The sequence below is a fragment of the Mammaliicoccus stepanovicii genome (assembly GCF_002902525.1).
GTDB lineage: Bacteria > Bacillota > Bacilli > Staphylococcales > Staphylococcaceae > Mammaliicoccus > Mammaliicoccus stepanovicii.
On the sequence record NZ_PPQZ01000009.1, the window covers coordinates 35,689 to 59,577 of the forward strand.

General features: G+C 31.8%; 22 protein-coding genes. 1 reads left to right on the top strand and 21 read right to left on the bottom strand.

Annotated features, from left to right (window positions below; all coding sequences use genetic code 11):
• Positions 1-84: 84 nt before the first annotated feature.
• The 11 genes from pgsA to pnp all read right to left on the bottom strand — a co-directional run bounded on the left by pgsA (position 85) and on the right by pnp (position 13,656).
• A complete protein-coding gene (pgsA, locus tag CD111_RS01430) occupies positions 85-666 on the bottom strand; it encodes a CDP-diacylglycerol--glycerol-3-phosphate 3-phosphatidyltransferase (RefSeq protein WP_095088266.1) in 582 nt (193 codons plus the stop codon).
• A 63-nt stretch (positions 667-729) separates the two neighbouring features.
• The gene (locus CD111_RS01435) at positions 730-1,125 is read right to left on the bottom strand and encodes a helix-turn-helix domain-containing protein (RefSeq protein ID WP_095088268.1); all 396 of its coding nucleotides are present in this window, start codon (positions 1,123-1,125) and stop codon (positions 730-732) included.
• A 21-nt stretch (positions 1,126-1,146) separates the two neighbouring features.
• Positions 1,147-1,962, bottom strand: coding sequence for a DUF3388 domain-containing protein (locus CD111_RS01440; RefSeq protein ID WP_095090126.1), 816 nt, complete (start codon positions 1,960-1,962; stop codon positions 1,147-1,149).
• Positions 1,963-1,978: 16 nt separating this feature from the next.
• A complete protein-coding gene (gene ymfI, locus CD111_RS01445) occupies positions 1,979-2,683 on the bottom strand; it encodes an elongation factor P 5-aminopentanone reductase (protein WP_095088270.1) in 705 nt (234 codons plus the stop codon).
• Positions 2,676-3,965 carry an EF-P 5-aminopentanol modification-associated protein YfmH gene (gene yfmH / locus CD111_RS01450; RefSeq protein WP_095088272.1) on the bottom strand — a complete coding sequence of 430 codons (1,290 nt, stop codon included), beginning with the start codon at positions 3,963-3,965 and terminating at the stop codon, positions 2,676-2,678. The genes ymfI and yfmH overlap by 8 nt, the downstream gene beginning before the upstream one ends.
• Positions 3,958-5,232 carry an EF-P 5-aminopentanol modification-associated protein YfmF gene (gene yfmF / locus CD111_RS01455; RefSeq protein ID WP_095088275.1) on the bottom strand — a complete coding sequence of 425 codons (1,275 nt, stop codon included), beginning with the start codon at positions 5,230-5,232 and terminating at the stop codon, positions 3,958-3,960. Before yfmF ends, yfmH begins: the two co-directional genes overlap by 8 nt.
• Before the next feature lie 79 nt (positions 5,233-5,311).
• Positions 5,312-6,025 (bottom strand): GntR family transcriptional regulator, encoded by a 714-nt coding sequence (locus CD111_RS01460; protein ID WP_095088277.1) that lies wholly within the window; start codon positions 6,023-6,025, stop codon positions 5,312-5,314.
• 9 nt (positions 6,026-6,034) lie between these two features.
• Positions 6,035-8,338 (bottom strand): DNA translocase FtsK, encoded by a 2,304-nt coding sequence (locus CD111_RS01465; RefSeq protein WP_095088279.1) that lies wholly within the window; start codon positions 8,336-8,338, stop codon positions 6,035-6,037.
• 86 nt (positions 8,339-8,424) lie between these two features.
• Positions 8,425-10,098 (bottom strand): ribonuclease J2, encoded by a 1,674-nt coding sequence (rnjB, locus tag CD111_RS01470; RefSeq protein ID WP_095088281.1) that lies wholly within the window; start codon positions 10,096-10,098, stop codon positions 8,425-8,427.
• A gap of 156 nt (positions 10,099-10,254) precedes the next feature.
• Positions 10,255-11,472, bottom strand: coding sequence for a M16 family metallopeptidase (locus CD111_RS01475; RefSeq protein WP_095088283.1), 1,218 nt, complete (start codon positions 11,470-11,472; stop codon positions 10,255-10,257).
• Positions 11,473-11,541: 69 nt separating this feature from the next.
• Positions 11,542-13,656: a polyribonucleotide nucleotidyltransferase gene (gene pnp, locus CD111_RS01480; RefSeq protein WP_095088285.1), complete on the bottom strand. Its 2,115-nt coding sequence runs from the start codon at positions 13,654-13,656 to the stop codon at positions 11,542-11,544.
• Positions 13,657-13,825: 169 nt separating this feature from the next.
• Between pnp and CD111_RS01485 the strand changes: the two genes are divergently transcribed.
• The gene (locus CD111_RS01485) at positions 13,826-14,239 is read left to right on the top strand and encodes a YolD-like family protein (RefSeq protein ID WP_095088288.1); all 414 of its coding nucleotides are present in this window, start codon (positions 13,826-13,828) and stop codon (positions 14,237-14,239) included.
• A gap of 139 nt (positions 14,240-14,378) precedes the next feature.
• Here the strand turns inward: CD111_RS01485 and CD111_RS01490 are convergent, their stop codons facing one another.
• The 10 genes from CD111_RS01490 to CD111_RS01535 all read right to left on the bottom strand — a co-directional run.
• On the bottom strand, positions 14,379-17,018 hold the full coding sequence (locus CD111_RS01490) for a glycoside hydrolase family 31 protein (protein WP_095088290.1): 2,640 nt from the start codon (positions 17,016-17,018) through the stop codon (positions 14,379-14,381).
• Positions 17,019-17,228: 210 nt separating this feature from the next.
• Positions 17,229-17,498, bottom strand: coding sequence for a 30S ribosomal protein S15 (rpsO, locus tag CD111_RS01495; protein ID WP_095088295.1), 270 nt, complete (start codon positions 17,496-17,498; stop codon positions 17,229-17,231).
• A gap of 102 nt (positions 17,499-17,600) precedes the next feature.
• Positions 17,601-18,560, bottom strand: coding sequence for a riboflavin biosynthesis protein RibF (gene ribF, locus CD111_RS01500; RefSeq protein ID WP_095088299.1), 960 nt, complete (start codon positions 18,558-18,560; stop codon positions 17,601-17,603).
• Between the two features lie 12 nt (positions 18,561-18,572).
• Positions 18,573-19,484 carry a tRNA pseudouridine(55) synthase TruB gene (truB, locus tag CD111_RS01505; RefSeq protein WP_169712016.1) on the bottom strand — a complete coding sequence of 304 codons (912 nt, stop codon included), beginning with the start codon at positions 19,482-19,484 and terminating at the stop codon, positions 18,573-18,575.
• 142 nt (positions 19,485-19,626) lie between these two features.
• A complete protein-coding gene (gene rbfA / locus CD111_RS01510; protein WP_095088303.1) occupies positions 19,627-19,974 on the bottom strand; it encodes a 30S ribosome-binding factor RbfA in 348 nt (115 codons plus the stop codon).
• Positions 19,975-20,098: 124 nt separating this feature from the next.
• Entirely contained in the window at positions 20,099-21,088 is a 990-nt protein-coding gene (locus CD111_RS01515; RefSeq protein ID WP_095088305.1) for an alpha/beta hydrolase fold domain-containing protein, read from the bottom strand.
• 59 nt (positions 21,089-21,147) lie between these two features.
• On the bottom strand, positions 21,148-21,573 hold the full coding sequence (locus tag CD111_RS01520; protein ID WP_095088306.1) for a VOC family protein: 426 nt from the start codon (positions 21,571-21,573) through the stop codon (positions 21,148-21,150).
• Positions 21,574-21,604: 31 nt separating this feature from the next.
• On the bottom strand, positions 21,605-22,126 hold the full coding sequence (locus CD111_RS01525) for a GNAT family N-acetyltransferase (RefSeq protein ID WP_095088307.1): 522 nt from the start codon (positions 22,124-22,126) through the stop codon (positions 21,605-21,607).
• Between the two features lie 213 nt (positions 22,127-22,339).
• Entirely contained in the window at positions 22,340-22,954 is a 615-nt protein-coding gene (locus tag CD111_RS01530; protein ID WP_095088309.1) for a LysE/ArgO family amino acid transporter, read from the bottom strand.
• A gap of 349 nt (positions 22,955-23,303) precedes the next feature.
• Positions 23,304-23,889, bottom strand: a 586-nt coding sequence (locus CD111_RS01535) for an LPXTG cell wall anchor domain-containing protein (protein WP_142380930.1), incomplete at its 5' end; no start/stop codon positions are given.

Consider the following 23,889-nt stretch of genomic DNA (forward strand, 5'->3'; position numbering starts at 1 on the left):
AAACCTAAATAAAATCTTTTGGATTTTTTAGGTTTGTCCGTCTTCATATGAATACTAAACATAATTGCTTAGATTCTTATATTATTATTTTGATCCTTTAAATACGTCTCTACCGTGATAGAAATATTCAACACCGCTTAATATCGTGAAGAACGTTGCAATGTACATCAGCCATTGCCCTAAATTTATTTGCCAAAGTGTTGAGAATGGTTCCTGAAGTAAAATAAATATAATTGCTACCATTGTTACTGCTGTTTTGATTTTACCAAGTTGACCAGCAGCACTTACGAATCCTTGTTCAATTTGTAATAGTCTTAATCCTGTAACAGCGAACTCTCTTGCAATAATAATGATTGCAACTACAGAAGACACTTTATCTAATTCTACTAATGCAATGAGTGCACTTGCAACTAGTAATTTATCTGCTAAAGGATCCAAGAACTTGCCCATGTTCGTAACAAGTTCCCATTTTCTAGCTAAATAACCATCAAACCAATCCGTAACAGATGCCAGAATAAAGATAATACCTGCTATAAACTGTTCAATTCTCATTTCTTGGCCAAACAAAAAGGACATCTTGCCCATATTAAAATCAACCAATAAAAACAATACAAAAATAGGTATTAATATAACGCGTAATACCGTTAATTGATTCGGAATGTTCATAATCTTTCTCCTTTTTACATACAATCGTATATTACTTCTATTATAAAACAACCATTCTTATATTTAAATGATAATAATTAATAATATCCAAATAACTAAACACAAACCAAAAAATGTAACCATCTGTGTGATAAGTTTTGCAACCATTTTATTCTCTGATATATCTGTATGACTTCTTTTTTCTTGAGTTAATTGTCTAAATGCTTCTTTTGCAGAAGGTGAAGTTTTTGGTAATTCACTTTGGTGCTTTTCTATTAATTCCGTTGGATTAATATTTATAGAAGATGCATATTTAGTAATAAATCCTCTCGTGTAATCAGGATTAGGTAATTCTTCAAAGTCATTGCGTTCTATCATGACTAAAAACTGACGTTGTATTTTAGTCTTTTCTTCTAATTCTACTAATGTCATACCTAATTGTTCTCGTTTATTTTTCAAAATTTCACCAATATTATTCAAGCTTCATTCACCTCTACAAAATTATTCAAAGAAACCAAAGCCATCACCAAATGTCATACTATCATTAGTAAATAAATCATTCTTATTTAATTGTTCGTATGTAATTTCTTGATCTTCTTTTTCTCTTAATTCAATAATATAATCAAAGTCATCAAGACTATATTCAGATCGTTGCACGAATAAATCAGGATGTTCAACTACTTTAATTGTTGGAAGATTCATGACTTCACGTACTAATTGTTTATGTTTTTCGTCAGTTTGCTTGGATGTAACTGCACCATCAATGATATATACGTTCTTGTCACTATATTCTCCTTTCAAAAGAGAACTTCTTACAGTTTGTTTTATTAATGTTGAACTTATAAACAACCATTTTTTGTGCGCACAAACGCTTGCAGCAACAACTGATTCTGTCTTCCCAACTCTAGGCATACCTCTTACGCCAATTAACTTATGTCTATCTTCTTTAAATAATTCAGCCATAAAATCAACTAAAATACCTAAGTCTTTTCTTTCAAATCGAAATGTTTTTTTGTCGTCTACATCTCGTTTAATATACCGACCATGTCTCACAGCTAGCCTATCTCTTAAACCTGGTGTACGTAGTTTTTTTATGGTTATATCATCAATTTCTCTCACGATGTTTTCGAAGCGCTTTACTTTATTCATATTATCCGTTTTAATGAGTAGTCCTCTTCGTCCTTGATCAACACCATTAATCGTAATAATATTAATACCTAAAATACCTAATAAACTTGATATATCTCCTAATAATCCTGCTCTATTTACTTGAATATCGTATTCTAAGTACCATTCTTTTTTAATTACTTCTTCCATAATATCCACCCCAATATTAAATATACCATCCACCATTTACTCTTAATACTTGTCCAGTTACGCTTTGTGATAAAGGATTTAATAAGTACAGAACACTCGTACTTACTTCATTTGTTGTAACGAATCGCCCTTGAGGTATATCATTTTTCAATTCTTGTTGCGTTAAAGTATCTAGTTCATCTGTCATTTTACCATGAACTACACCTGGAGTTATAGCATTAACTGTAACGGTCGTTAATGCTAGTTCTTTAGCTAAAGATTTCACAAAACCAAGCTGTGCAGATTTCATAGTTGAGTATACCGTTTCATAACTTGCGCCAGTCTCCCCCCAAATAGATGAAATAACAACAATTCTACCATTGTGGCTTTTCCTCAAATCATCAATAAACAATTGCACTATTTTAATGAGACTATATACGTTTATACGGTATTGTTCATCAATATCTGCATTTGTCACATCTTGTATTGCACCAAATTGAGATTTACCTGCTGCAAATATAAGATGATCGATATGACCTAATTCTGTTAATGTATCGAGTTCATGACTATTCATTAAATCTAATTGTAAAAATGACACAGGTCTACCTTCAAAACGCGTTCTTAGTTGTTCAATATTTGATTGATTATATTGTAGGATAACTTCATATCCATGAGATAAGCAATCTTCAGCAATCGAAAGTCCAATATCTCCGCTTCCACCTATAATTAATGTCCTAGTCATTTAATCTAACCAATCTACTCTCAACTACATGGTCAAAGTTTATTAAAGATTCTAAAGTTTCACGTACACTTTCAACCGTTATCGTCTCTAATATATTAATAATATTGAACAATTCTACACCTTCGAAATAAAACTTTGTATATTGATTTGCTATATATTCAGGTGAATTTAAACTTGATATCATTTCACCTAACGTTTGCTTTCTCACTCTATGTAAATCCGCTTCATCAAAGCCTTCTTTAATGAACTTACTTAGTTCTGATTTAATTGCATCTACAAATGTTTGATGCTCATCAGTTGTTACAGCAAATAACAGATAACTATATGTCATTTCATTTGCAAATTGATAACCAAAAGTATCATCTAGAACGCCTTTTTCTAACAACGTTTGATAAAATTCTGTTTGTTCACCAAATATTAAATCCAGTGCAATCATCATTTCGATGTCTTTTTTTACTCTAACATCATCTGAGATTGTATTCGGTTTAAATTTGAACGCAATCATCGTTTTTTCTTGTACGATGTCCATCTTCGTCTCAACATAGTGCTGACAAACACTTTCTGGTTCATCTACACGTTTACGTGTGATTGGTGGCATTTCTTCCATTTCACGCTTATCTTCGTGATTACGTATTAATTGAATTGTTTCTTCAGGGTCTACATCTCCCACAACGATAACGACCATGTTTGCAGGATGATAGAATGTTTCATAAGATAAATATAAGTCATCTGCAGTAATTTTATAAATACTTTCAACAGAACCAGCAATATCAATTTGGACGGGATGATGATGATATAAAGCAGCTAGTGTTTGAAACATTAATTTATAGTTAGGTTGCTCTTTATACATTTTAATTTCTTCTGCAATAATCCCTTTTTCTTTCTCGACTGTTTTTTCAGTAAAATAAGGACTTTCTATCATTTTTAATAGACGTAAAATATTATCATTTACTTTGTCTGTTGCACTAAATAAATAACTTGTTCTGTCAAATGTAGTAAATGCATTCACTTGCGCATCATGCTCTGCAAAGCTTGTAAAGATATCGCCCTCTTCTTTTTCAAATAGTTTGTGTTCTAAGAAATGTGCAACGCCATCTGGAACTGTCACAAATTCATCTTGGCCATGAGGCTTAAATGTATTATCAAGTGATCCGAATTGAGTTGTGTAAGTCACAAATGTTTTGTAGAAACCTTTTTTGGGGATTACTACGATTTTCAATCCATTGTTTAATGTTTCTTCAAATACTGTTTCATCTATTTGTTTGTAATAATTACTATTCATGTTTTTCACCTTCAGTCAGTATATATATAGTATCTAATTGTCCAAGATGCGCAATGTTTTTAATATCTTCAACTGTAATCGCTTCTACTTCTTTAATCCATTCCTCATGATCGTATGATGAATGATATCTAGCATGTGTATGAAGTAAATCTATCATTTGTCTTTGTTTATCAAACATTTCTCTACCATTAGATACAAGTACTTTTTTAGCTAATTGTAATTTACTTTCTTCAAAGTTACCTTCTTTTAAATCTTGATATATGTTTAAAATGGTTTCTTTGGCAACTTGTACTTTGTCTTTAGAAATACCACCGACGATATACAAGAATCCATTTCTAGGATCAATTTGAGAATGTATAGAATAAGCTAAACTTTGTTTCTCTCTAACTTCACTAAATAAAATAGACGAAGCATCTCCACCTAATAACATGTTTAGTACAAGGAATGAATAGTATTCTTTAGAATGAAACGTAATTGGGAATCGGTAGCCCATATTTAATTTGGCTTGATCAATTTCTGTGTAATCCACAATCTCTTTAACGTGTTCTATTTCTTTAAATGTAGATGTCTCTATCTCTAAATTACTATTATGTTTAAAGCTAAAATATTGTTCACATAATTCTTTTATGTTATTTAATTCGACATTACCTATTATGTATGTAGAAATCGCATTTTGATGAATTAAGTCGTGATATGTATCAACTAACGACGTTGCATTTATGTCATCGATATCTTCTAATCGACCTGCTGCTAAATATTTATAAGGCTCTTCTTCGAACATATGATTCATAAACTGTAAGTATGCTCGTTGTGATTTATTATCTTCCATTGCTGTGAGTTTCTTTTTTAATAATGACTTTTCTTGGTTTGTAAATTTTTCGTTAAATTCATCTTCTATTATGTATGGATTAAAAATGACTTCATGTAATAATTGAATTGCTTGTTCTAGAATCGGTGTTTCACTTTGTAAGTATTTTTCATTAACAATTTCAATACCGATTGTCATGATATGATTATTTGCTTGTTTATTAACGTAACTATACAAATGTGCACCGTATAATTCTGCCAGAACATTATTCATTTCTTTATCCGTTCGATATTTGTTTGTTACTCTTGTCATTAATTTACTTAAAATTGATCGTGACGTAATCGTGTTACTGTCTAATGGTGCGACAAATTTAAAAACGATAGTTGTTGTTTTGAATTTTTTAGTTGGTATCACATAAATATCATTTGATGCCAATTGAATATGTTCAGTAGTTATCATATTAGGTACCTCACTTATATTAGTATGTATAGACAGAAACAAAGTAACATAAGTTACTTTGTTTCTGTCATTGTTCTTATTATATCCTATTTCTTTTAATTCGAAACTTTACAAGACTGCTTTTAAAATAGTTCAATGAATACAGTATCGGAACACCTTCATTATTATAGTGTGTTTGAGTTAATAACATCATGGCATCATCTGGATCAGAATTCAGTATTTCACTTATATATGGTTCATAACTAATTGATTCGATTGATGTATCAGCATGTGTGATTTTAAATTCAACGTTGTTTTCAATCGCTGAAAGTAATGATAAATCTGAATTATAATCACTACATGGAAATAGGTCAGTTGAGATTTTATCTAAACAATATACAACTGGCTCTCCGTCTGCTGTTCTCACTCTTTCAATTACTGAGATTAAAGCATTTTCATCCAAATTTAATATTGTCATTTCTTGATTCGTCACAACTTCTTCATCTAAACTGATGAACTCTGTCCCAGCTACTTGTCCATTTTTTTCAATCATTTTAGTGATACTTACAAGTTCATCTAGTGGATAATAATACGGTTGTTTAGGTTTAACAATCGCACCTTCTCCAGATTTTTGGGACAATACTTGCTCGGTGACAAGCTCATGTATAGCTTTTTCAATTTCATCATGATTTATATTAAGTAATTTTTTGATATCAAATTCTGACGGAATACATTCACCTTCTGATAGTTCACCTGATTCTATTTGTTCTAAAATCCAATTTTTAACTAAGTTTGTTGCTGCACTCGTAGACATAATATCCCCCTATTCATCTTGATAAAGATCTACTAAAACTTGTCTAGGTTTACTACCTGATTGTGGTCCAATGACTCCATTACCTTCTAAATCGTCCATTAACCTAGAAGCTCTATTATAACCTATTCTAAACCTTCTTTGTAACAAACTTGCACTCGCTTTTTGTTCTTCTACTACAAATAAATATGCTTCTTTGTATAATTCATCTTCACTTTCCATTTCACTTGATTCAGTAGGCTCATCTGGTTCCATTTCTTTAATGTAGTTAGCCGTTTGTTCACCAATAACATGCTGCACAACTTGTTCAACTTCATTGTCTGAAAGAAATGCACCTTGTATTCTTGTTGGTTTGGATGAATCTCTTGATAAGAATAACATGTCGCCTCGTCCAAGTAATTTTTCAGCACCGCCACCATCTAGAATCGTTCTTGAATCTGTAGCAGAACTTACAGCAAAAGCAATTCGAGAAGGTATGTTCGCTTTAATACTACCTGTAATGACATCAACTGATGGTCTTTGTGTCGCAATAATTAAATGAATACCTGCTGCTCTAGCAAGCTGTGCGATTCTCATGATTGATGATTCTACATCTTTGCCTGCGACCATCATTAAATCGGCTAATTCATCTACGATAACAACAATATAAGGAAGTTGCGCTTGCTTTTCATCCATTTCTTGGTTTGTACGTTCAATAAATGCATTGTAACCTTCAATGTTTCTTGCGCCAACATGTTGAAATAAGTCATATCTCTTTTCCATTTCTGATACTACTTTTTGTAAAGCTTGATTAGCTTTTTGTGGATTTGTTACAACTGGTGTTAACAGATGGGGAACACCATTATAAACATTTAATTCAACCATTTTCGGGTCTATTAACATCATTTTCACTTCATGAGGCTTCGCATTCATTAAGATACTCGTGATAATGCCATTGATACAGACTGACTTACCACTACCTGTTGCACCTGCAACTAGTAAATGAGGTAATTTATTTAGTTCTGCAGTAATAGGTTCACCAGATATATCTCTTCCTAGAGCTACTTCAAGTTTATTCGTCGTTGGTTTAGCCTCATTCAACACTTCTTTCAACGTAACCATTGATATATGTTCATTCGGCACTTCGATTCCCACTGCAGATTTACCTGGAATCGGCGCTTCAATTCTTATATCTTTTGCCGCTAAATTTAACGCAATATCATTACTTAAATTTACTATCTTATTGACTTTAACGCCTTGTGCAGGTTGTACCTCATATTGAGTAACAGCTGGTCCAATTCTAATTTGTGTCACTTTTGCATCAACATTAAAGTTTCTTAACGTTGCTTCTAACAGCTTCCCTTTTTCTTGAACTGTTTTTTTAGATACAGTTTGAGATTTAGGTGGATCTGCTAATATATTAAGTGGTGGCAGCTTATAATTTAAATTCTCTGTTTCATCAATTGTAACGGTTGATTCTTTTTGTTCTTCTTCGTTAGATTGTGGTTTTTCCGAAATGTGATTTACACTTGATTTACTATTTTTCATTTGTTTTTCTTTTGATTCAAAAATCGGAATTTCTTCTTGCTCTGTAACTCCTTTATCTATTGCCTGTCGACTATTGTCTTCTATAGGTTTAACTTCTTCTAAATTTGAAACGTCTTTCGGTTTTTCTTTCTCACGTTTTTCTTTTTCTAGTTGTTTCGCTCTTGCTTTTTCTTCTCTTTTCTTTTCTAAATTCGTCATTTTTGATTTTGTTTTACTTTGTGTTACTTCAAATAATGATTTTGTAATATCGCGATGTCTTTTCTTCATAATTAATATAATGCTAGATATGAGTACGAGTACCGTTAGTAATCCATAACCAAATACTGAAATGAGTTTACTTAATGTATTAAAGGCTTGATAACCTATGTAGCCTCCACCATTGAAGTAAAAACTGTTTTTCTCTAATGCAGAATATGTTTCACTTAATGTTGTCTCAAAAGCATTAAAAGTTTTGTCTTTAAAGTAAAAAATAATTTGCATTACAAATATTAATGCAATTTGAAAGATCATTAAACCAGTCATTCTTCTAGTAAATTTTAGTTTACCGTTTAATGTGATCAGCATTGATACAATTGCGATAAGAATATATGTAAAGTATTTAGAATATCCGAATAGAAAATGGAAGAAACTATCGATCATTAATCCTATAAAACCTAATTGAAATACCCCAAGTACAATTAAAAACAAAACAATCATTTGTAAGACATACTTTAATGTCGTATCATTTTGTTTTTTCTTTCCACGTGTTGTTTTTCCTTTTCTTGCAGCTGGCTTTTTTCTTTGTGCCATTATAAGTAACCTCCTTATCTATAATGCAAAAAATAAGCCCAATTTTGGGCTTATTTGACTGTACAATCGTTAGTAAACGAATAACATTAGATTTCAGAAATAATTGGTATAATCATTGGACGACGTTTAGTTTGTTCATATAAATATTTACCTAATTTATCTCGCATGTTTTGTTTCATTTCTGACCATTCAATTTTCTTTTGAAGTAAACCTTCTTCTACAATTTCACGTACTTTTTCGGATGATTCTGTCAGTAACTCTTCACTTTCTCGTACGTAAACAAATCCACGTGATTGTATTTCTGGTCCACCGACAATTTTTCTGTTTTTAGGGTCAAGTGTGACAACTGCGATAAATATGCCATCTTCCGCTAATAAGTGTCTATCTCTTAAAACGATATTACCTACATCGCCTACGCCAATTCCATCAATTAATACGTTACCTGCAGTTACTTTTTCATTAGCTACCATTGCTTTGCCATCAAAATTAACAACATCGCCTTTTTCTAATAAGAAAATTTTCTCAGGGTCTACTCCTGTTTCAGCCGCTAACTTTGCGTGCGCAATTTGCATTTTAAACTCACCTTGAACAGGGATAAAGTATTCTGGTTTCATTAAATTAAGCATTAATTTTAATTCTTCCATATAACCATGACTTGATGCATGAATTTTCTTGTTATTAGGCATGATATTAGCACCAGCTTTAACAAGTTCATTCATTGTTTGTCCGATGATAACTTCCATATTCGCAGAAGTTGTTGTTGATATATAAACATTATCGCCTTCAAGGATGTTTAAGATAGGATGTCTTTGTTGTGCCATTTGGCCTAATGCTTCAATTGGTTCACCTTGCATACCTGTTGCGATGATGATCATTTCGTTTTTCGGATATTTACTTACATCATGTACTGGAACTAATAAATTTTCAGGTATATCAAAATATCCTAACTTACGCGCAACATTAAATGAACTCTCTAATGAGCGTCCTAAGAATGATACTTTACGATTTAATTTACTTGCAGCATTCAACACTTGTTGAATACGAATAAAGTTTGAAGCATAGCAAGATACGATTATTCTGCCATTTGCTTTCGCAAATTCATCCACAATATGACTTTGAATTACATTCTCTGGCACATTATATCCATGCTTTTCAGCTTCGGTTGAATCACTAATTAAAGCGAACACACCATTTTGCCCAATTTCAGTCATCTTTGCGATATCTGGTGCATATGCACCTTGTAAACTTTGATCAAATTTAAATTCGCCAGTATAAACAACTGCTCCATAAGATGTATGGATACAAATTCCTAAACTATCAGGAATAGAATGAGATGTGTTAAAGAATGTCACGTTTACATTTTTGAATCTCATGACTGAATCTTTATTCACAGTGTAGTATCTAATTTTTTTGTTTACTTTTCTTATCTTCATTTGGTCTTTTACTAAAGCAATCGTTAATCTTGAACCGTAAACTGGTGCATCTACTTTTTCAAGTATATAACTTACTGCACCAATTGAATCTTCGTGTCCATGTGATAAGAAGATTCCTTTTAGTTTTTCTTTATTTTCAATGACGTATTGTATATCTGGTATAACAACGTCCACACCTAACATTTCATCTTCTGGAAACATTAAGCCTGCGTCTAACATGAACATTTCTTCATCCACTTCAACGATATACATATTTTTTGCTATTTCTCCAACTCCACCAAGTGGTATGATACGAATTTTATCATTTTTCTTTTTTATTAAACTCAAAATTGTTCCTCCTAAATGTAGTCCCGTCCACAATATATTTATTTAATCATACCATTTATTTGTCGGATTATACAAGCACATACAACACACTTAAGTATATTTAAAAAGCTTTTCAAGTATTCTAATTATATTATGATGTTTTAATCATTATATTTTTTATTTTTCAGTCAAAATAAATTCAGAATACGGTGCTTGTAATAAGAATTGAGTCGCTTTCTTTATATCTTCTAATTGTACATTATTGACTTTACTTTCAAATTTTTCATTTGTTATTAACTCATCGTGAAACATCATTGATCTAGCATTTCGTGTCATCTTATTCTGATTAGACTCTGACGCCATAAGAAAACTTGTAATAATATGGCTTTTAGCATCATCAAGTTCTTCTTGTGAAATACCATTTTCCAGTAGACTTTTCAGTACTTCAGTTATTAATTTGCTTGACGGTTCTACATTTTCTTTATCTGTAGCTACATATATTGTTAAAAGCCCATTTTCCTGAAAACTTTGAAAATCAGAATAAACATTGTAACAAAGTGCATGTTCTTCACGTAACACTTGAAATAGTTTAGAACTCATCGTTTCACCTAGTATGGTATTTAATATATTAGTTGCATAATAATATGTGTCATTATAACTTGGTGCCGCATAACTTCTCATGAAATGCGTTTGTTCTAATTCATTTTTATAGTAAGTTTGTTTCGTTTCTGTAAAAGTCATTTTCTGATCAATTTCATTGATTGCTTCATTTTGATTATCATTTAATTGACTCATAATTTCTTCTTTCAGCGCTTCACTAAATGAACCCGCAACAGATACGACGAGTCGATTACTTTGATAATGTGACTTATGAAATGCTGTTAACGTTTCTTTATTAATTTTGTTCAAGCTTTCCGGACTACCTAATATCATTCTTCCTAGTGGTTGATCCTTATAGATTTCATTCTCCAATTTATCCATTAACCATTCTTCTGGCGTATCTTCTATCATTTTTATTTCTTCTAGAATCACTTTTTTCTCACGCGCAATTTCTTCTTCTAGGAACAATGGATTTTTCACCATATCTAATAATAAATCTGTTGCTTTTCTTTCAAATCTCTTTAATGTTTTGCAAAAATAGCATGTATACATCTTAGTTGTGTATGCATTATTATATCCGCCAATTTTATCAAACTCAGTTGATAATTGCTGTCTCGTATATTTCGAACTGCCTTTAAATAGCATATGTTCTACAAAATGTGCAATTCCTTCTGGATATTCTCCTTCTGTTGCTGTTCCTGTTTTGACATACACACCTATACTTACTGTTTCACTTTTGGGAACTTCTTCAAAAATCACTGTCGTTCCATTATTTAAAATTTTCAATTCATCCATGGTTACACCTCTCAATAAAAAGAGGGACACGTGAATGTCCCTTCTTCATAAATATTCTATTTAATTATATTATTTTTGTTCGTTATCATCATTTAGTAATACTTTTCTTGATGCATTTACGCGACCTTGACGGTCGATTTCTGTTACTTTTACTAAAAATTGATCGCCCATTTTGATGACATCTTCAACTTTGTTAACGCGTTCATTAGCAAGTTGTGAAATGTGTACTAATGCATCTTTACCTGGGAATATTTCAACGAATGCCCCAAATTTTTCGATGCGTTTTACAGTTGCCATATAGATTGCGTCTACTTCTGCTTCACGTGTAATATCCTCAATAATTTGACGTGCTCTGTCTATCATTTCTTTATCTTTCGAACCAATAAATACTGTACCATCTTGCTCGATATCTAGTTTCACGCCAGTTTCATCAATAATTTCATTGATTTTCTTACCACCTGGTCCAATTACATCTCTAATTTTTTCAGATTTGATATGCATGATTTCAATTTTCGGTGCATGTTGGCTTAATTCTTCTCTTGGTTCTCCTAATGTTTCTAACATATGGTTTAAGATATGAAGACGACCGATTCTAGCTTGTTCAAGCGCTTCTTTAAGGATTTGCTCGTTCAAACCGTCAATTTTGATATCCATTTGAATAGCAGTTATTCCTTTTTCAGTACCTGCGACTTTAAAGTCCATATCTCCAAGTGCATCTTCCATACCTTGAATATCAGATAAAATTGTATAATTTTCATCTTTAGTAATTAATCCCATAGCGATACCTGCTACCGGTGCTTTAATTGGAACACCAGCATCCATTAGTGCTAATGTAGAACCACAAATTGATGCTTGTGATGATGAACCATTTGATTCAAGTACTTCTGATACAACTCTTATTGTATAAGGAAATTCTTTCTCATCAGGTATAACTTGTAACAATGCGCGTTCACCTAATGCACCGTGTCCAATTTCACGACGACCTGGTGCTCTTACTGGTCCAGTTTCACCAACTGAGAAATTAGGGAAATTATAATGATGCATATAACGTTTTTGGTCTTCTGTCCCTAATCCATCGATAATTTGGTGTTCACCTAATGCACCTAATGTTGCAACAGAAAATGCTTGTGTTTGTCCACGTGTAAACAAACCTGAACCATGTGCTCTTGGTAGTAATCCTACTTCTGAATCTAATGGTCTGATTTCTTCTGGATTACGTCCATCTGGTCTAATCTTGTCTTCAGTAATTAAACGACGCACTTCATCTTTAACAAGTGTATCTAATACTTTGCTGACATTTTTTAATACTTCTTCATTGTCAGGATCTTCTTCATTTACAAAGCCATTCAATACTTCTTCTTTAACGGCTGTAATGTTAATATCTCTTTGTTGTTTCTCTTCTGTTCTTATTGCAGCATTTAAATCTAATGCTTCAGCTTTTCCACGAACAGACTCTTCAAGCGTTTGTTCAATTTCAACTGGAATAAATTCAGCTTTAACTGGTTGAATTTCATCAATAATCGCTTCTTGGAATTCAACTAATCTTTGAATTTCTTTATGTCCGAATAAAATACCATTTAACATTGTTTCTTCAGTCACTTCTTTAGCGCCCGCTTCAACCATGTTAATTGCATCTTTATGTCCCGCAACTTGTAAGTCTAATAATGATTTTTCTTTCGCTTCAACATCTGGATTTATAACGTACTCACCATCTACTAATCCAACGTTTACGCCTGCAATCGGACGTTCAAACGGAATATCAGATACAGATAATGCCATTGATGAACCAATCATTGCAGCCATTTCAGGTGAACAATTTGAATCAACACTCATAACAATATTAATGACTTGTACATCATTTCTATACCCTTTAGGGAAAAGTGGTCTAATTGGTCTATCAATTAAACGACTTGTTAATGTAGCATCCTCACCAGGTCTACCTTCACGTTTATTAAAGCCACCAGGAATTTTACCTGCAGCGTACATTTTTTCTTCATAATTTACCATAAGGGGGAAGAAATCTACGTTTCTTGGTTCTTTAGAAGCTGTAGCCGTTGATAATACAACTGTTTCCCCATATCTAACTAACACTGCACCATTTGCTTGTTTTGCTAATTGACCTGTTTCTATTATTAATGGACTTCCTGCCCATTCCGTCTTAAAGACTTTCTTTTCTTGAGACATTTATGAATCTCCTCTCATTACAATTAATCCATTATATCATACCACATTACTACATTCATATACCACAACACACTATACGAATTTTGAAAATTATTAGCGTCATTATATCATTTATCACTTTACAAAACCGAACACTTGTTCGTATAATAGATTTAAGGAGTTGAACATAATGTCCAAAATGATTAATTCAAATATGCCAGATGAATATAAAAACGAACCAGATTTCAGGAATATACCTCGAGAGTATTTGAATCCGAGAATTCCTAAAGGCCGTGGCATGATTAAATGGGCGCCATTTGCAACAATGCCAGAACAATATGAAATTATTAAAAATCATATTGAGCAACAAAACAAAGTGGATAAACCTACTTTAGACGATATGGCATTAAGTGAACTCAACAATGTCTTAGCTGAAAAACTCTTTTATAACCCACACGCATATATTATTTATTGGGACAATGGATATTATCAATCTATAACATGTACAATTAATAAATTAGACATCTTGAAAAATGTATTGGAAGTTAAACAAGGTCAAGACGTAGTTCGATTATCTTTAAACACGATAATCAATATTACGTAAATTGAATCTCACTTTCATTTCAAATGTAATCGATACAGAAATCTAATGCTGTATACGTAACATCTACTAACAACATATTAAGAGCCTAGGACTAATGATTATGTCCCAGGCTCTTAAATTCTATTCATGTAATCTATTACTATTTATTTAAACCTTTAATTTCAACTTCAACTTTTTCTTTTGTAATATCGTGTTGATCAGTTTTTACTCTTAAGAACGATTGACCCATATCTTTACCTATCTTAGAAAGGTATGAATTCGTAGTATATTTGTTGTCTACGTAATAAACATTCGTTCCTTTTTTAAATTCTTCTAAACTGTCGACTGCTTTAAGTTTCTGTGGTTTTCCTTTAGATTTTACAGTAACTGATTTCGGTGTAGACTCTGTTTTAATGTTTAATTCTGTATCGCGTTTTTTAACCATACCATCATAAGCGCCTTTCATTTTATCTATTTTCACTGAAAGTTTGTTTTTATTTTCTTTTGTTGAAATGTTTGAAGACGCTTTTTCGCCTTTTTTGTATTTATCACTTAATCCATCATCCTCATAAATTTTGAATTCACTATTTTTGCCAGGGAATATTTCAAATTTACGGTGTGTATTATCAATTTCTGTTGGATTATTATTAGGATTTGTTATCGGTAATATTGAACCTTTTTTAACAAAAACAGGTAATTTCCAGATTGGTGCATCAAAATTATTTAGTACTTGTCCACCTTTATATTCTTTACCAGTATAATAATCAACCCAAATTTCTTCTTTATTTGGTAAGTAAATACCGTTTCTTACATCATTACCTGCTTTATCAGACTTTGTATCTTGATAAATTGGGGCAACTAACATATTATCTCCCCACATATATTCATACTTAGCATTTTCAGAATAAGATTCCGGAACATCTGCTTCTTCCATAGATAATGCTCTTATCATTGGCTTACCATCAAATGTTGAAGCGGCAGCAGTTGAATAAATGTATGGCATTAGCATAGATTTTTGTTTCAAATAGGCTCTATTAATGTCTGTTGTTTTCTTATCAAATGCATATGGATTTTTAGGATTCGTTCCCCAGCCATCCATATTTAATTGAATTGGAGTGAATGCTTTCCATTGATAATCTCGTGTATTAATCACCGGATTACTTCCTTTAAAAATACCATCCATGTCAGATGCTGCATTTGGATTACCGGACATACCTTGGCCAATATAAGTTGGAATATGGAATCTTATATACTCCCATTCACCACCACTTTGATCCCCAGACCAAATCGCTGCGTTTCGTTGCGTACCTGCCCAACCATCTAAACTTATGATAAACGGTCTGATACTATCGCCTTTTTCTTCTTGCAGCATCTTCACTGCCTTATCGATACCATCTAAACCGAATGAATAACCTTCTCCTACCCAAGCAACATCAGTTTTAAGTGCAGTAACACCCGCATCGACTTCTTTAGCAAAATCTCTTTCGTTCTTTTTAGGGTTATTAGGATCTTTAGGTTTTAAATTCTCTTGAGTCCATAACCCTGTTTTTATGCCTTTTTTATTAGCGTAATCTGCGAATTCTTTTAAATTTTTAATATTGCCATCTAAAGTTTTTTCTTGTCCATATCCTGCACCATATCCATCGTTTGGTAAGAACCATCCTAATGGCATATCGTGCTTTTCATATTCATCAATTACATTTCTAGCACTGAATATATAATTATCTTTCTCTCCATTTAATGATTCGAGTGTTCCTTTTCTATCTTTCGGTAAGTCTTCTGGTAAATATTCTTTATAATATTTGCCATCGGACATCTTGATTGCGCCTTTTTCATCTTTAGATGATTTAACCCAATAATCGCGATTATATGCATTTAAATGTGCTTCATAAAATCCATACATAGGCGTCAATGCTGGTTCTCCTGTTAATTCATGATAATCCTTAATTAACTCATTTGGCTTATCGTCAAAGAAGTAGAATGCATCAAATCGATTTTCATCATGAGAAGTCGCTACAGTCCCAGGAGATTGTTTATTAAAATCATATGTTCCTTTTTTGAAAGTATTTCTTACAACCCCATACCCTTTATCTGACCAATAAAATGGATTAGGTGATGTCACATCTCCATCATCCCATTTATTTGTATTCTCTATTTTAATAGTTTCGTTATTAAGTGTGACTTTTCCATTTTGCGTACCACCACCATAAAAATGGCTTGTTTGGTCATCTGCTAAATATTGAGTAGATTTGCCCTTAGTCGTGGTAATAGGTTTTGTTTCTTCTAATATTGTTTCTTCACCATTGTTAGTTGGTTTCGTTACATTAAATGTGCCGTTCTTTTTATTAAAATTAATATGTATATCTTTCGTCTTAATACGCCATCCATCTTTCGTACTTGTTACTTTAGATTCTTTAAACGCTTTTGTAGAGTATTCATCTAAAGGTTTATCTAAAATTTTGGCATTTAAATCTTTTGCTGATTGTTCTGGTTCACTAAATTTATTTGATGGATCTAAATAATATCTAAATAATTTATCTGATAAATTATACACTCTTGCTTTTGTTCCATTATTATATTCAACTTGATAATACTTATCCTTCTTATCGATTGATTTAATACCTGCTTCTTCACTTGTTTGTTCAGTGTTCGTTTGATTAGCATTTTCATCAGCAAATGCATCGTGACCAACCCCAAAGACTAATGCAGTACCAATCAAGAAAGATCCAACCCCTAATTTCACTTTCTTAATCGTAAACTTTTGAAATTGACGTTCATTTTCTAAACCTATTTTTCTCATATTGTAGACCCCTTTATTATGTAATAAGTATTATAAAACTAAAGTTATACAGTGTAATAATACCATACTCATAAAATTAATCAACATTTAAGAACAAATATGAACATTTAAGAACAATAAATAGTTTTATATTTTATATGACATTTCTCAAATTTTTCCCATAAAAAAATCGAAAGAAATCTGAACGATTTCTTTCGATTGATATAGTAATTAACGACGTAATCCAAGTGATTTAATTAAATCACGATAACGTTGAACATCATTGTCACGTAAGTAAGTTAATAAGTGCTTACGACGTCCAACCATTTTTAATAATCCACGACGTGAATGGTGGTCTTTTTTGTGAGTACGTAAATGCTCGTTTAAAGCAGTGATTTCTGCTGTTAAAACTGCGATTTGTACTTCTGGAGAACCAGTATCAGTTTCGTGTACGCGGTATTGTTCGATTAATTCATTTTTTCTTTCTTGTGAAATTGCCATAGTCAATTTCCTCCTATTCATATTATTCACCGTAAACCTGAGCAAATCGTCGGAGTGTCGATTAGCCAAGGATTAGGCACTTAAACAATTATACATAATCTTTTATCCATTTTCAAGTGACAATAATCGTTTCGCTTCTTCTTTATCCTTTGAAATTTGTTTAACTAATGAATCTATGCCATCAAATTTTTGTTCTGGCCTAATGAAGTGATACCAATAAACTTCTACTTTTTCACCATAAATACTTTCTTCAAAATCAAATATATTAACTTCAATACTGATTTGGTAAGCTTCAGGATCATGGAATGTTGGTTTAACACCTACATTACAAACACCATCGTACATTTTATTTTTAGATTTAATGAGTAATTTAACTGCATAGACGCCTTTTCTTGGTAAGACATAATCATCACTTGGCTGAACGTTAGCAGTTGGGAATCCAATCGTTCTGCCGCGTTTCTCACCTTGGACAATCATACCTTTAATAGAATATGGTCTACCTAAAGCTAGATTACATGATTCAATATCACCTAATTCCAAACATGAACGAATATCAGTTGTCGAAATTTTAGCATGATCTTGATGTAAAGTTTGCTTTGAAACGACATGAACACTAAATGGATAATCGTTTTCTTTTAAAGAAGTCATGTTCCCTTTACCATATTTACCAAAACTGAAATCATAACCTGCTATTACTGCTTTAACATGATTTTGAATAAAATATTGATTTATAAATTCATCTGCCGTTACATCTGCAAATGTTGAAGAAAAATTAACTACAAAACAATAATCAATATTTAATTTTTCGATTGCGTCAATTTTGTCTGATATCGGTGTCAAATAAGTCGTGCGCTTTTTTTCTGGATTTAACACAACAGAAGGATGTGGATCAAATGTCATGACTGCTTTTTTTAGATGTTTTTCTTTAGCAACATCTTTCATTTTATGTAGTACTTCTTGGTGACCAATATGTATGCCATCAAAAAATCCAATTGCAAGTGCAATATCCTCTTCTACAAACTGTGATGATTTAATAGGGTGTGTAATTTCTATAACTTCCATCAAAATACTCCTTTAAAGAAAGACTTTTTTAGGTTTATATAATTCATTGTTTTTATCATAAGTATCCATAATAGCAATTGCTTTATCGTCATACCACACAACAAATTCCTGAATGTGTTCATTTTCGAAATGATGTTTTGCAATTTTTTGACCGTTTTGGATTCGTTTAACAATCTCTTGCTCAAAGATTATTTCTTTGTCTAAACCATTCAATCCATATTCTAATGGAAGAAGCACTTCCTGTAACCTATCTTGCTCAACAATATCTCTAAGTTCATCTAATTTAATTGCTTGTTCCAATGAGAAACCGCCACTATTTGTACGTATTAAATGGGACATGTGTGCAGGATAATGTAATAATTCGCCAATTTGAGTAGCTAGTGTCCTTATATACGTACCTTTACCACAATCTATTTCAACTTTAAATTTACACTGATTATCTTCATATGTAATGTCAGTTAACAAGTCTATATTTTTTATAAAAACTTTACGAACCGGCCTCTCAACTTCAATATTTTGTCTTGCATATTCATATAATTTTTTTCCGTTCACTTTAACCGCTGAATACATTGGAGGAATTTGTTCTATTTCACCAATTAATTGTGTTAAAGCCGCTTCAATATCTCTTTTATTCCATTTGTTATCTTCGACATCTTTAGTAGAAACGACTTCACCTGTTTGATCTTCAGTTGTTGTACTCTTTCCTATAGATACTTCAGCTACATATTTCTTACCACTTTCCATGACATAGTCACTTACACGTGTCGCTTTACCTATACAAATCGGTAAGACACCACTAACTTCAGGATCTAAAGTACCAGTATGACCAACCTTTTTAGTTTTTAATATTTTTCTAAGTTTGAATACTACGTCGTGACTTGTCATACCTACTTCTTTATGAATTGCTAATATGCCATCCAAAATTACGACCTCCACTTTTAATTTCATTAACTATATTTTAACATTTAAAAGTCTATATTTACGAAACTTAACGAAAAAAACTGTCGACAAAAATCATAAGACATTGTCAACAGTTTAGTATAGAACATGTTTCAAACGACGTGAATTATTTATCGTTTCGATTTAAATCTTGTATCATTCGTTCAATCTTATTACCATAATCAATTGATTCATCATATTCAAAATGTAGCTCAGGTAAGATGCGTAATTTCATACGATTTCCAAGTTCTAACTTTATAAATCCTTTAGCTTTTTCTAAACCTTTAAAAGTATCTTCTTTTTCTTGCTTAGATCCTAGCACTGTTAAATAAACAGTAGCATGAGATAAATCGCCTGGTAACTCAACATCTGTAATAGTCAAAAATCCAATTCTTGGGTCTTTAAGCTTATTATTTATAATATCCATTAATTCTTTTTTCATTTGTTCGCCAACGCGTTCAGAACGAATACTCATTACTTTCACCTCTTAATCATTCATTTCTCTATTTATACATTATTATATTATACCACAGGAAGTAAAGCTTAAAAAGATAATCATATTAAGCTTTTTCACATTTCATAACAGCAAAGATAATGATTTAATTTTCACGCTTATCAAACATTAAAATCGTATGATGAAGTATTTTTTTAACTGTTTTCGCTTCTTCTATTGGATACAACGGAAATGCATGATTTTGATTAACAAATTCATGATATTCAACTTTACCATTACATAATTGTAATTTTTTATTAAATAATCGAATATCAGGTAACAGAATTTCGCGTGTTCCTACAAAAATCGAAATCGGCGGTAAATGCTGCAAATCTCCATATGTTGGTGATAATAAATAATGCTTCTTATCAACATGCCCACTCCACAATTCTCCAGAAAATTTAAGAGATTCAATATTTAGCATTGGATCATCATCTTGTAATTGAGGTGTTATTTGTTCATTTTCCATCGTAATATCTACCCACGGAGAAATGAGAAATGTGTGAATAGGCTGTTTAACATTCTGTTCTTTGATGAGTTGCATTAATCCTACAGCTAATCCACCTCCTGCAGAATCACCTATAATCATCACTGAATCATATTCCTCTACCATTCTATGATACAAATCAATAATAAGTTCATATGATCTAACAAATATATCATTCGGTGCTTTAGGATAAATAGGCATTTCAACTGTTACACCTGTTGTTTGAACCAATTCATCAATAAAGCGATAATGAAAAATTGATGGTTGATGAATATATGCACCACCGTGCAAGTATAATATACCTATATCATCATCAAGATTTCGAGAAAATTTAAAAACAGGCATCTCATCAATTTGATATCTCTCTAACTTTGATTTTTCTTTAAACAATTTAGGAAGCTCGTAGCGTTTAGCATTCACTTCATATAATTCATTTACGTAATCATATTTTGATTCGAAATCATCAAATTTTGGACTACGATTCAGAGTTTCTATCATCCATTCTAAAACTTGGCTTTTCATTGTTCTATTAGAAACTTTTTTAATTACAAATTGACTGGCTACAACTGTCCCACCAATTGCGACAGCACTTTTTATCCATTTTTTCATAATATCTACCCCAAACATCATTATGCTTTATTATTCCCGTTATACAATGACCAACACATTTAATCTAAATCTAACGACCAATCCGGATTCCAAGCAACTTCCCAAAGATGACCATCTAAATCCATGAAATGTCCTGAATATCCACCATATAAAGTTTCATGAGGGGAATCAGTAATTTTTGCTCCTGCTAATTCAGCTTCTTTCAAAACTTCATCAACTTCTGATTTACTAGAAACATTATGACCAATTGTAAATTCAGTATGACTGGTTTGCGTGCGATCAACCTGAGCTTGTTTGGATATACTATCTTTCGGCCATAAGCCTAATTTCATACCATTTTCCAAATCAAAAAATGCAACTGCCCCATCCTCAAATTCTGTTCCAATAATACCTTCAGTTTTCAAACCAAGTCCATTTTTATAAAATTCAACTGACTTTTCTAAATCTTCAACGCCTAATGTAAGTACAGTAATTCTCGGTTTCACATTAATCCTCTCCTCCTCAATCATTAAGCTATTACTTTAATTCTGATGCCAAGAGTCCGTACATTAAAGTATCAGTCCATTTGCCTTTATTCCAATAATCTTTAATGAAATGCCCTTCTTTTCTCATTCCAATTCGCTCACATAAATTTGCAGAACTCAAATTGTTCGCATCTAACATCGTTTGAATTCTATGCAAATCATATTCCTTAAATAAAAATTGTTTAAATGCTTCTACTGCTTCTGTAGCATAACCTTTATTACTAAAAGCCTTATTAAATACATATCCTATTTCAACTGTATCTTTCATATCTGTATACCATGCAACAACATCACCAATTAATTTATCATTAAGCATAACGGCTAAGTGGCATTTCTCTCCACTATTCAAATTAAATTCAATCAACCTCTTCTTAAAATTCTCATCTTTATTAGTTTCAGTCCACGGATCATGCGGCAAAAATTGACACGTTTCATCATTACTTAATATTTCATAAATATCATCTAAATGTTTTACTTGAAATGGCACTAATACAAGTCTTTCCGTTTGAATCATGGGACACGCTCCTATTCTATATTGAATGATTAAATTCATAATAACCAATTTATACTTTCATATATTATCTTATTCAATACAATAGAAATTGTAAAATTTAAAATGTCCTTACAACTAATGATCAATAAATAATTTAACATAAAAAATAGGAGCCCCTTAAAAGGACTCCTAAAGTGAATAATATTATGTATCTAGAGTAGTATATTTAACAACCTATAATATAATCTCTATAATATTTTTCAATATAATACACGCTACGACGACTATAATGACACTAGAAAATTTATTCAAATAAACAATATACTTACCCGTTTTATCTACTGTTCCTAGTGCCTTACCTAATATTGCAAGTAAGATAAACCATAACCATGACACGGAAATAGTAGAAGCAGTAAAAATAATTTTATCGATACCTTCATAAACAGTTGCGTTTGTACCGATTACACCTATCGTATCCATGATGGCATGTGGATTTAATAAAGATACTGACAGTGCAAATCCGATTTGCTTTTTGGCAGTCATTGAACTTGTCTTCTCCATTTGTTGTGGTTTTTCTTTCCACAAACTAATAGCCATATAGGTAAGAAATATAAATCCAATAATATACACAATTAGTTGTAATGTAGGTAATGAAAGTAAAATAAGAGAAACACCTAAAATAGCAAGTAATATTAATATTGAATCACATATTCCTGCTGTTATTACTGCTGGTAATACTTTTTTAAATTGTTTATGGTTAGCACCTTGATTAAAAATAAATACATTTTGCGCACCTAGTGGCAAAATCAATCCGAGTGCTAATAAAAAACCATGAAGTAATGCAGTCATGTGATACCATCTCCTTAAAACTTAGCATCATACTTTAATTAGAAACGAAAAGTTTAGTATGAATCTTATTTTACTATTTAATTCCTATGAATGATATTGGAAAATTAATTTTTTTGATTATATTAATACTATAAATCACTAACTTAAAATAAAAGGATCGATTCATTAGAAATACATCCAATGAAACGATCCTTTATCATACTATCACTTTTTACCACTTAATAAATATTCATTATTTTTGTTTTGTTTTATCTTGAACAGTACCTTTAATAGAAGAAAGTGTTTTATTAGTTACTTTTCCACTTATACTGTTTTTATCAGATTGTGTCATAAATTAACCTCCAAAAATTTATTTTGATTCGTTTTTCTTACGACGACTTCTGAACATAAACAACGCACCTAATCCAGCTAACAATGAACCGATAAGTGTTGTATTAACATTATCATTAATACCAGTATCCGGTAATTGTTTTAATTTCTGATTTGAATTATTATTTTGTTCGTTTGATACTTTCTGTCCTGTCATACCAACTTTATGTGAATCCATTTTATCTCCAGAAATCTGAGGTGTACTTGTTACTGGTTCTTCAGATGTGCCTGGTGTTGGTGGTTCTGGCATTGGATTATCCGGTGTACTTGGTGTCGGTGGTTCTGGCATTGGATTATCCGGTGTATCTGGTGTTGGTGGTGCTGGTGTTGGATTATCCGGTGTATCTGGTGTCGGTGGTTCTGGTGTTGGATTATCCGGTGTATCTGGTGTCGGTGGTTCTGGTATTGGATTATCCGGCGTATCTGGTGTCGGTGGTTCTGGTGTTGGTTCTTCAACTGGTTTATGGAATCCTGAATCAATTGTCATATCATCTTTATTGTTGACGACAACTGTTACTTTTTGACCATCTGAATCTTTATCGTCTGTTCCAACATTTGTTTTTGTT

Bases quoted from the DNA above. Each gene is read 5' to 3' on its own strand.
- yfmH (WP_095088272.1), bottom strand. From the start codon at position 3,965: ATGAATAGTAATTATTACAAACAAATAGATGAAACAGTATTTGAAGAA.
- CD111_RS01440 (WP_095090126.1), bottom strand. From the start codon at position 1,962: ATGGAAGAAGTAATTAAAAAAGAATGGTACTTAGAATACGATATTCAA.
- CD111_RS01475 (WP_095088283.1), bottom strand. From the start codon at position 11,472: ATGGATGAATTGAAAATTTTAAATAATGGAACGACAGTGATTTTTGAA.
- CD111_RS01460 (WP_095088277.1), bottom strand. From the start codon at position 6,025: ATGTCTACGAGTGCAGCAACAAACTTAGTTAAAAATTGGATTTTAGAA.
- CD111_RS01530 (WP_095088309.1), bottom strand. From the start codon at position 22,954: ATGACTGCATTACTTCATGGTTTTTTATTAGCACTCGGATTGATTTTG.
- CD111_RS01515 (WP_095088305.1), bottom strand. From the start codon at position 21,088: ATGAAAAAATGGATAAAAAGTGCTGTCGCAATTGGTGGGACAGTTGTA.
- yfmF (WP_095088275.1), bottom strand. From the start codon at position 5,232: ATGATAACTACTGAACATATTCAATTGGCATCAAATGATATTTATGTG.
- CD111_RS01490 (WP_095088290.1), bottom strand. From the start codon at position 17,018: ATGAGAAAAATAGGTTTAGAAAATGAACGTCAATTTCAAAAGTTTACG.
- pgsA (WP_095088266.1), bottom strand. From the start codon at position 666: ATGAACATTCCGAATCAATTAACGGTATTACGCGTTATATTAATACCT.
- ribF (WP_095088299.1), bottom strand. From the start codon at position 18,560: ATGGAAGTTATAGAAATTACACACCCTATTAAATCATCACAGTTTGTA.
- pnp (WP_095088285.1), bottom strand. From the start codon at position 13,656: ATGTCTCAAGAAAAGAAAGTCTTTAAGACGGAATGGGCAGGAAGTCCA.
- CD111_RS01465 (WP_095088279.1), bottom strand. From the start codon at position 8,338: ATGGCACAAAGAAAAAAGCCAGCTGCAAGAAAAGGAAAAACAACACGT.
- ymfI (WP_095088270.1), bottom strand. From the start codon at position 2,683: ATGACTAGGACATTAATTATAGGTGGAAGCGGAGATATTGGACTTTCG.
- CD111_RS01485 (WP_095088288.1), top strand. From the start codon at position 13,826: ATGTCCAAAATGATTAATTCAAATATGCCAGATGAATATAAAAACGAA.
- rpsO (WP_095088295.1), bottom strand. From the start codon at position 17,498: ATGGCAATTTCACAAGAAAGAAAAAATGAATTAATCGAACAATACCGC.
- CD111_RS01525 (WP_095088307.1), bottom strand. From the start codon at position 22,126: ATGATTCAAACGGAAAGACTTGTATTAGTGCCATTTCAAGTAAAACAT.
- rbfA (WP_095088303.1), bottom strand. From the start codon at position 19,974: ATGAGTATTCGTTCTGAACGCGTTGGCGAACAAATGAAAAAAGAATTA.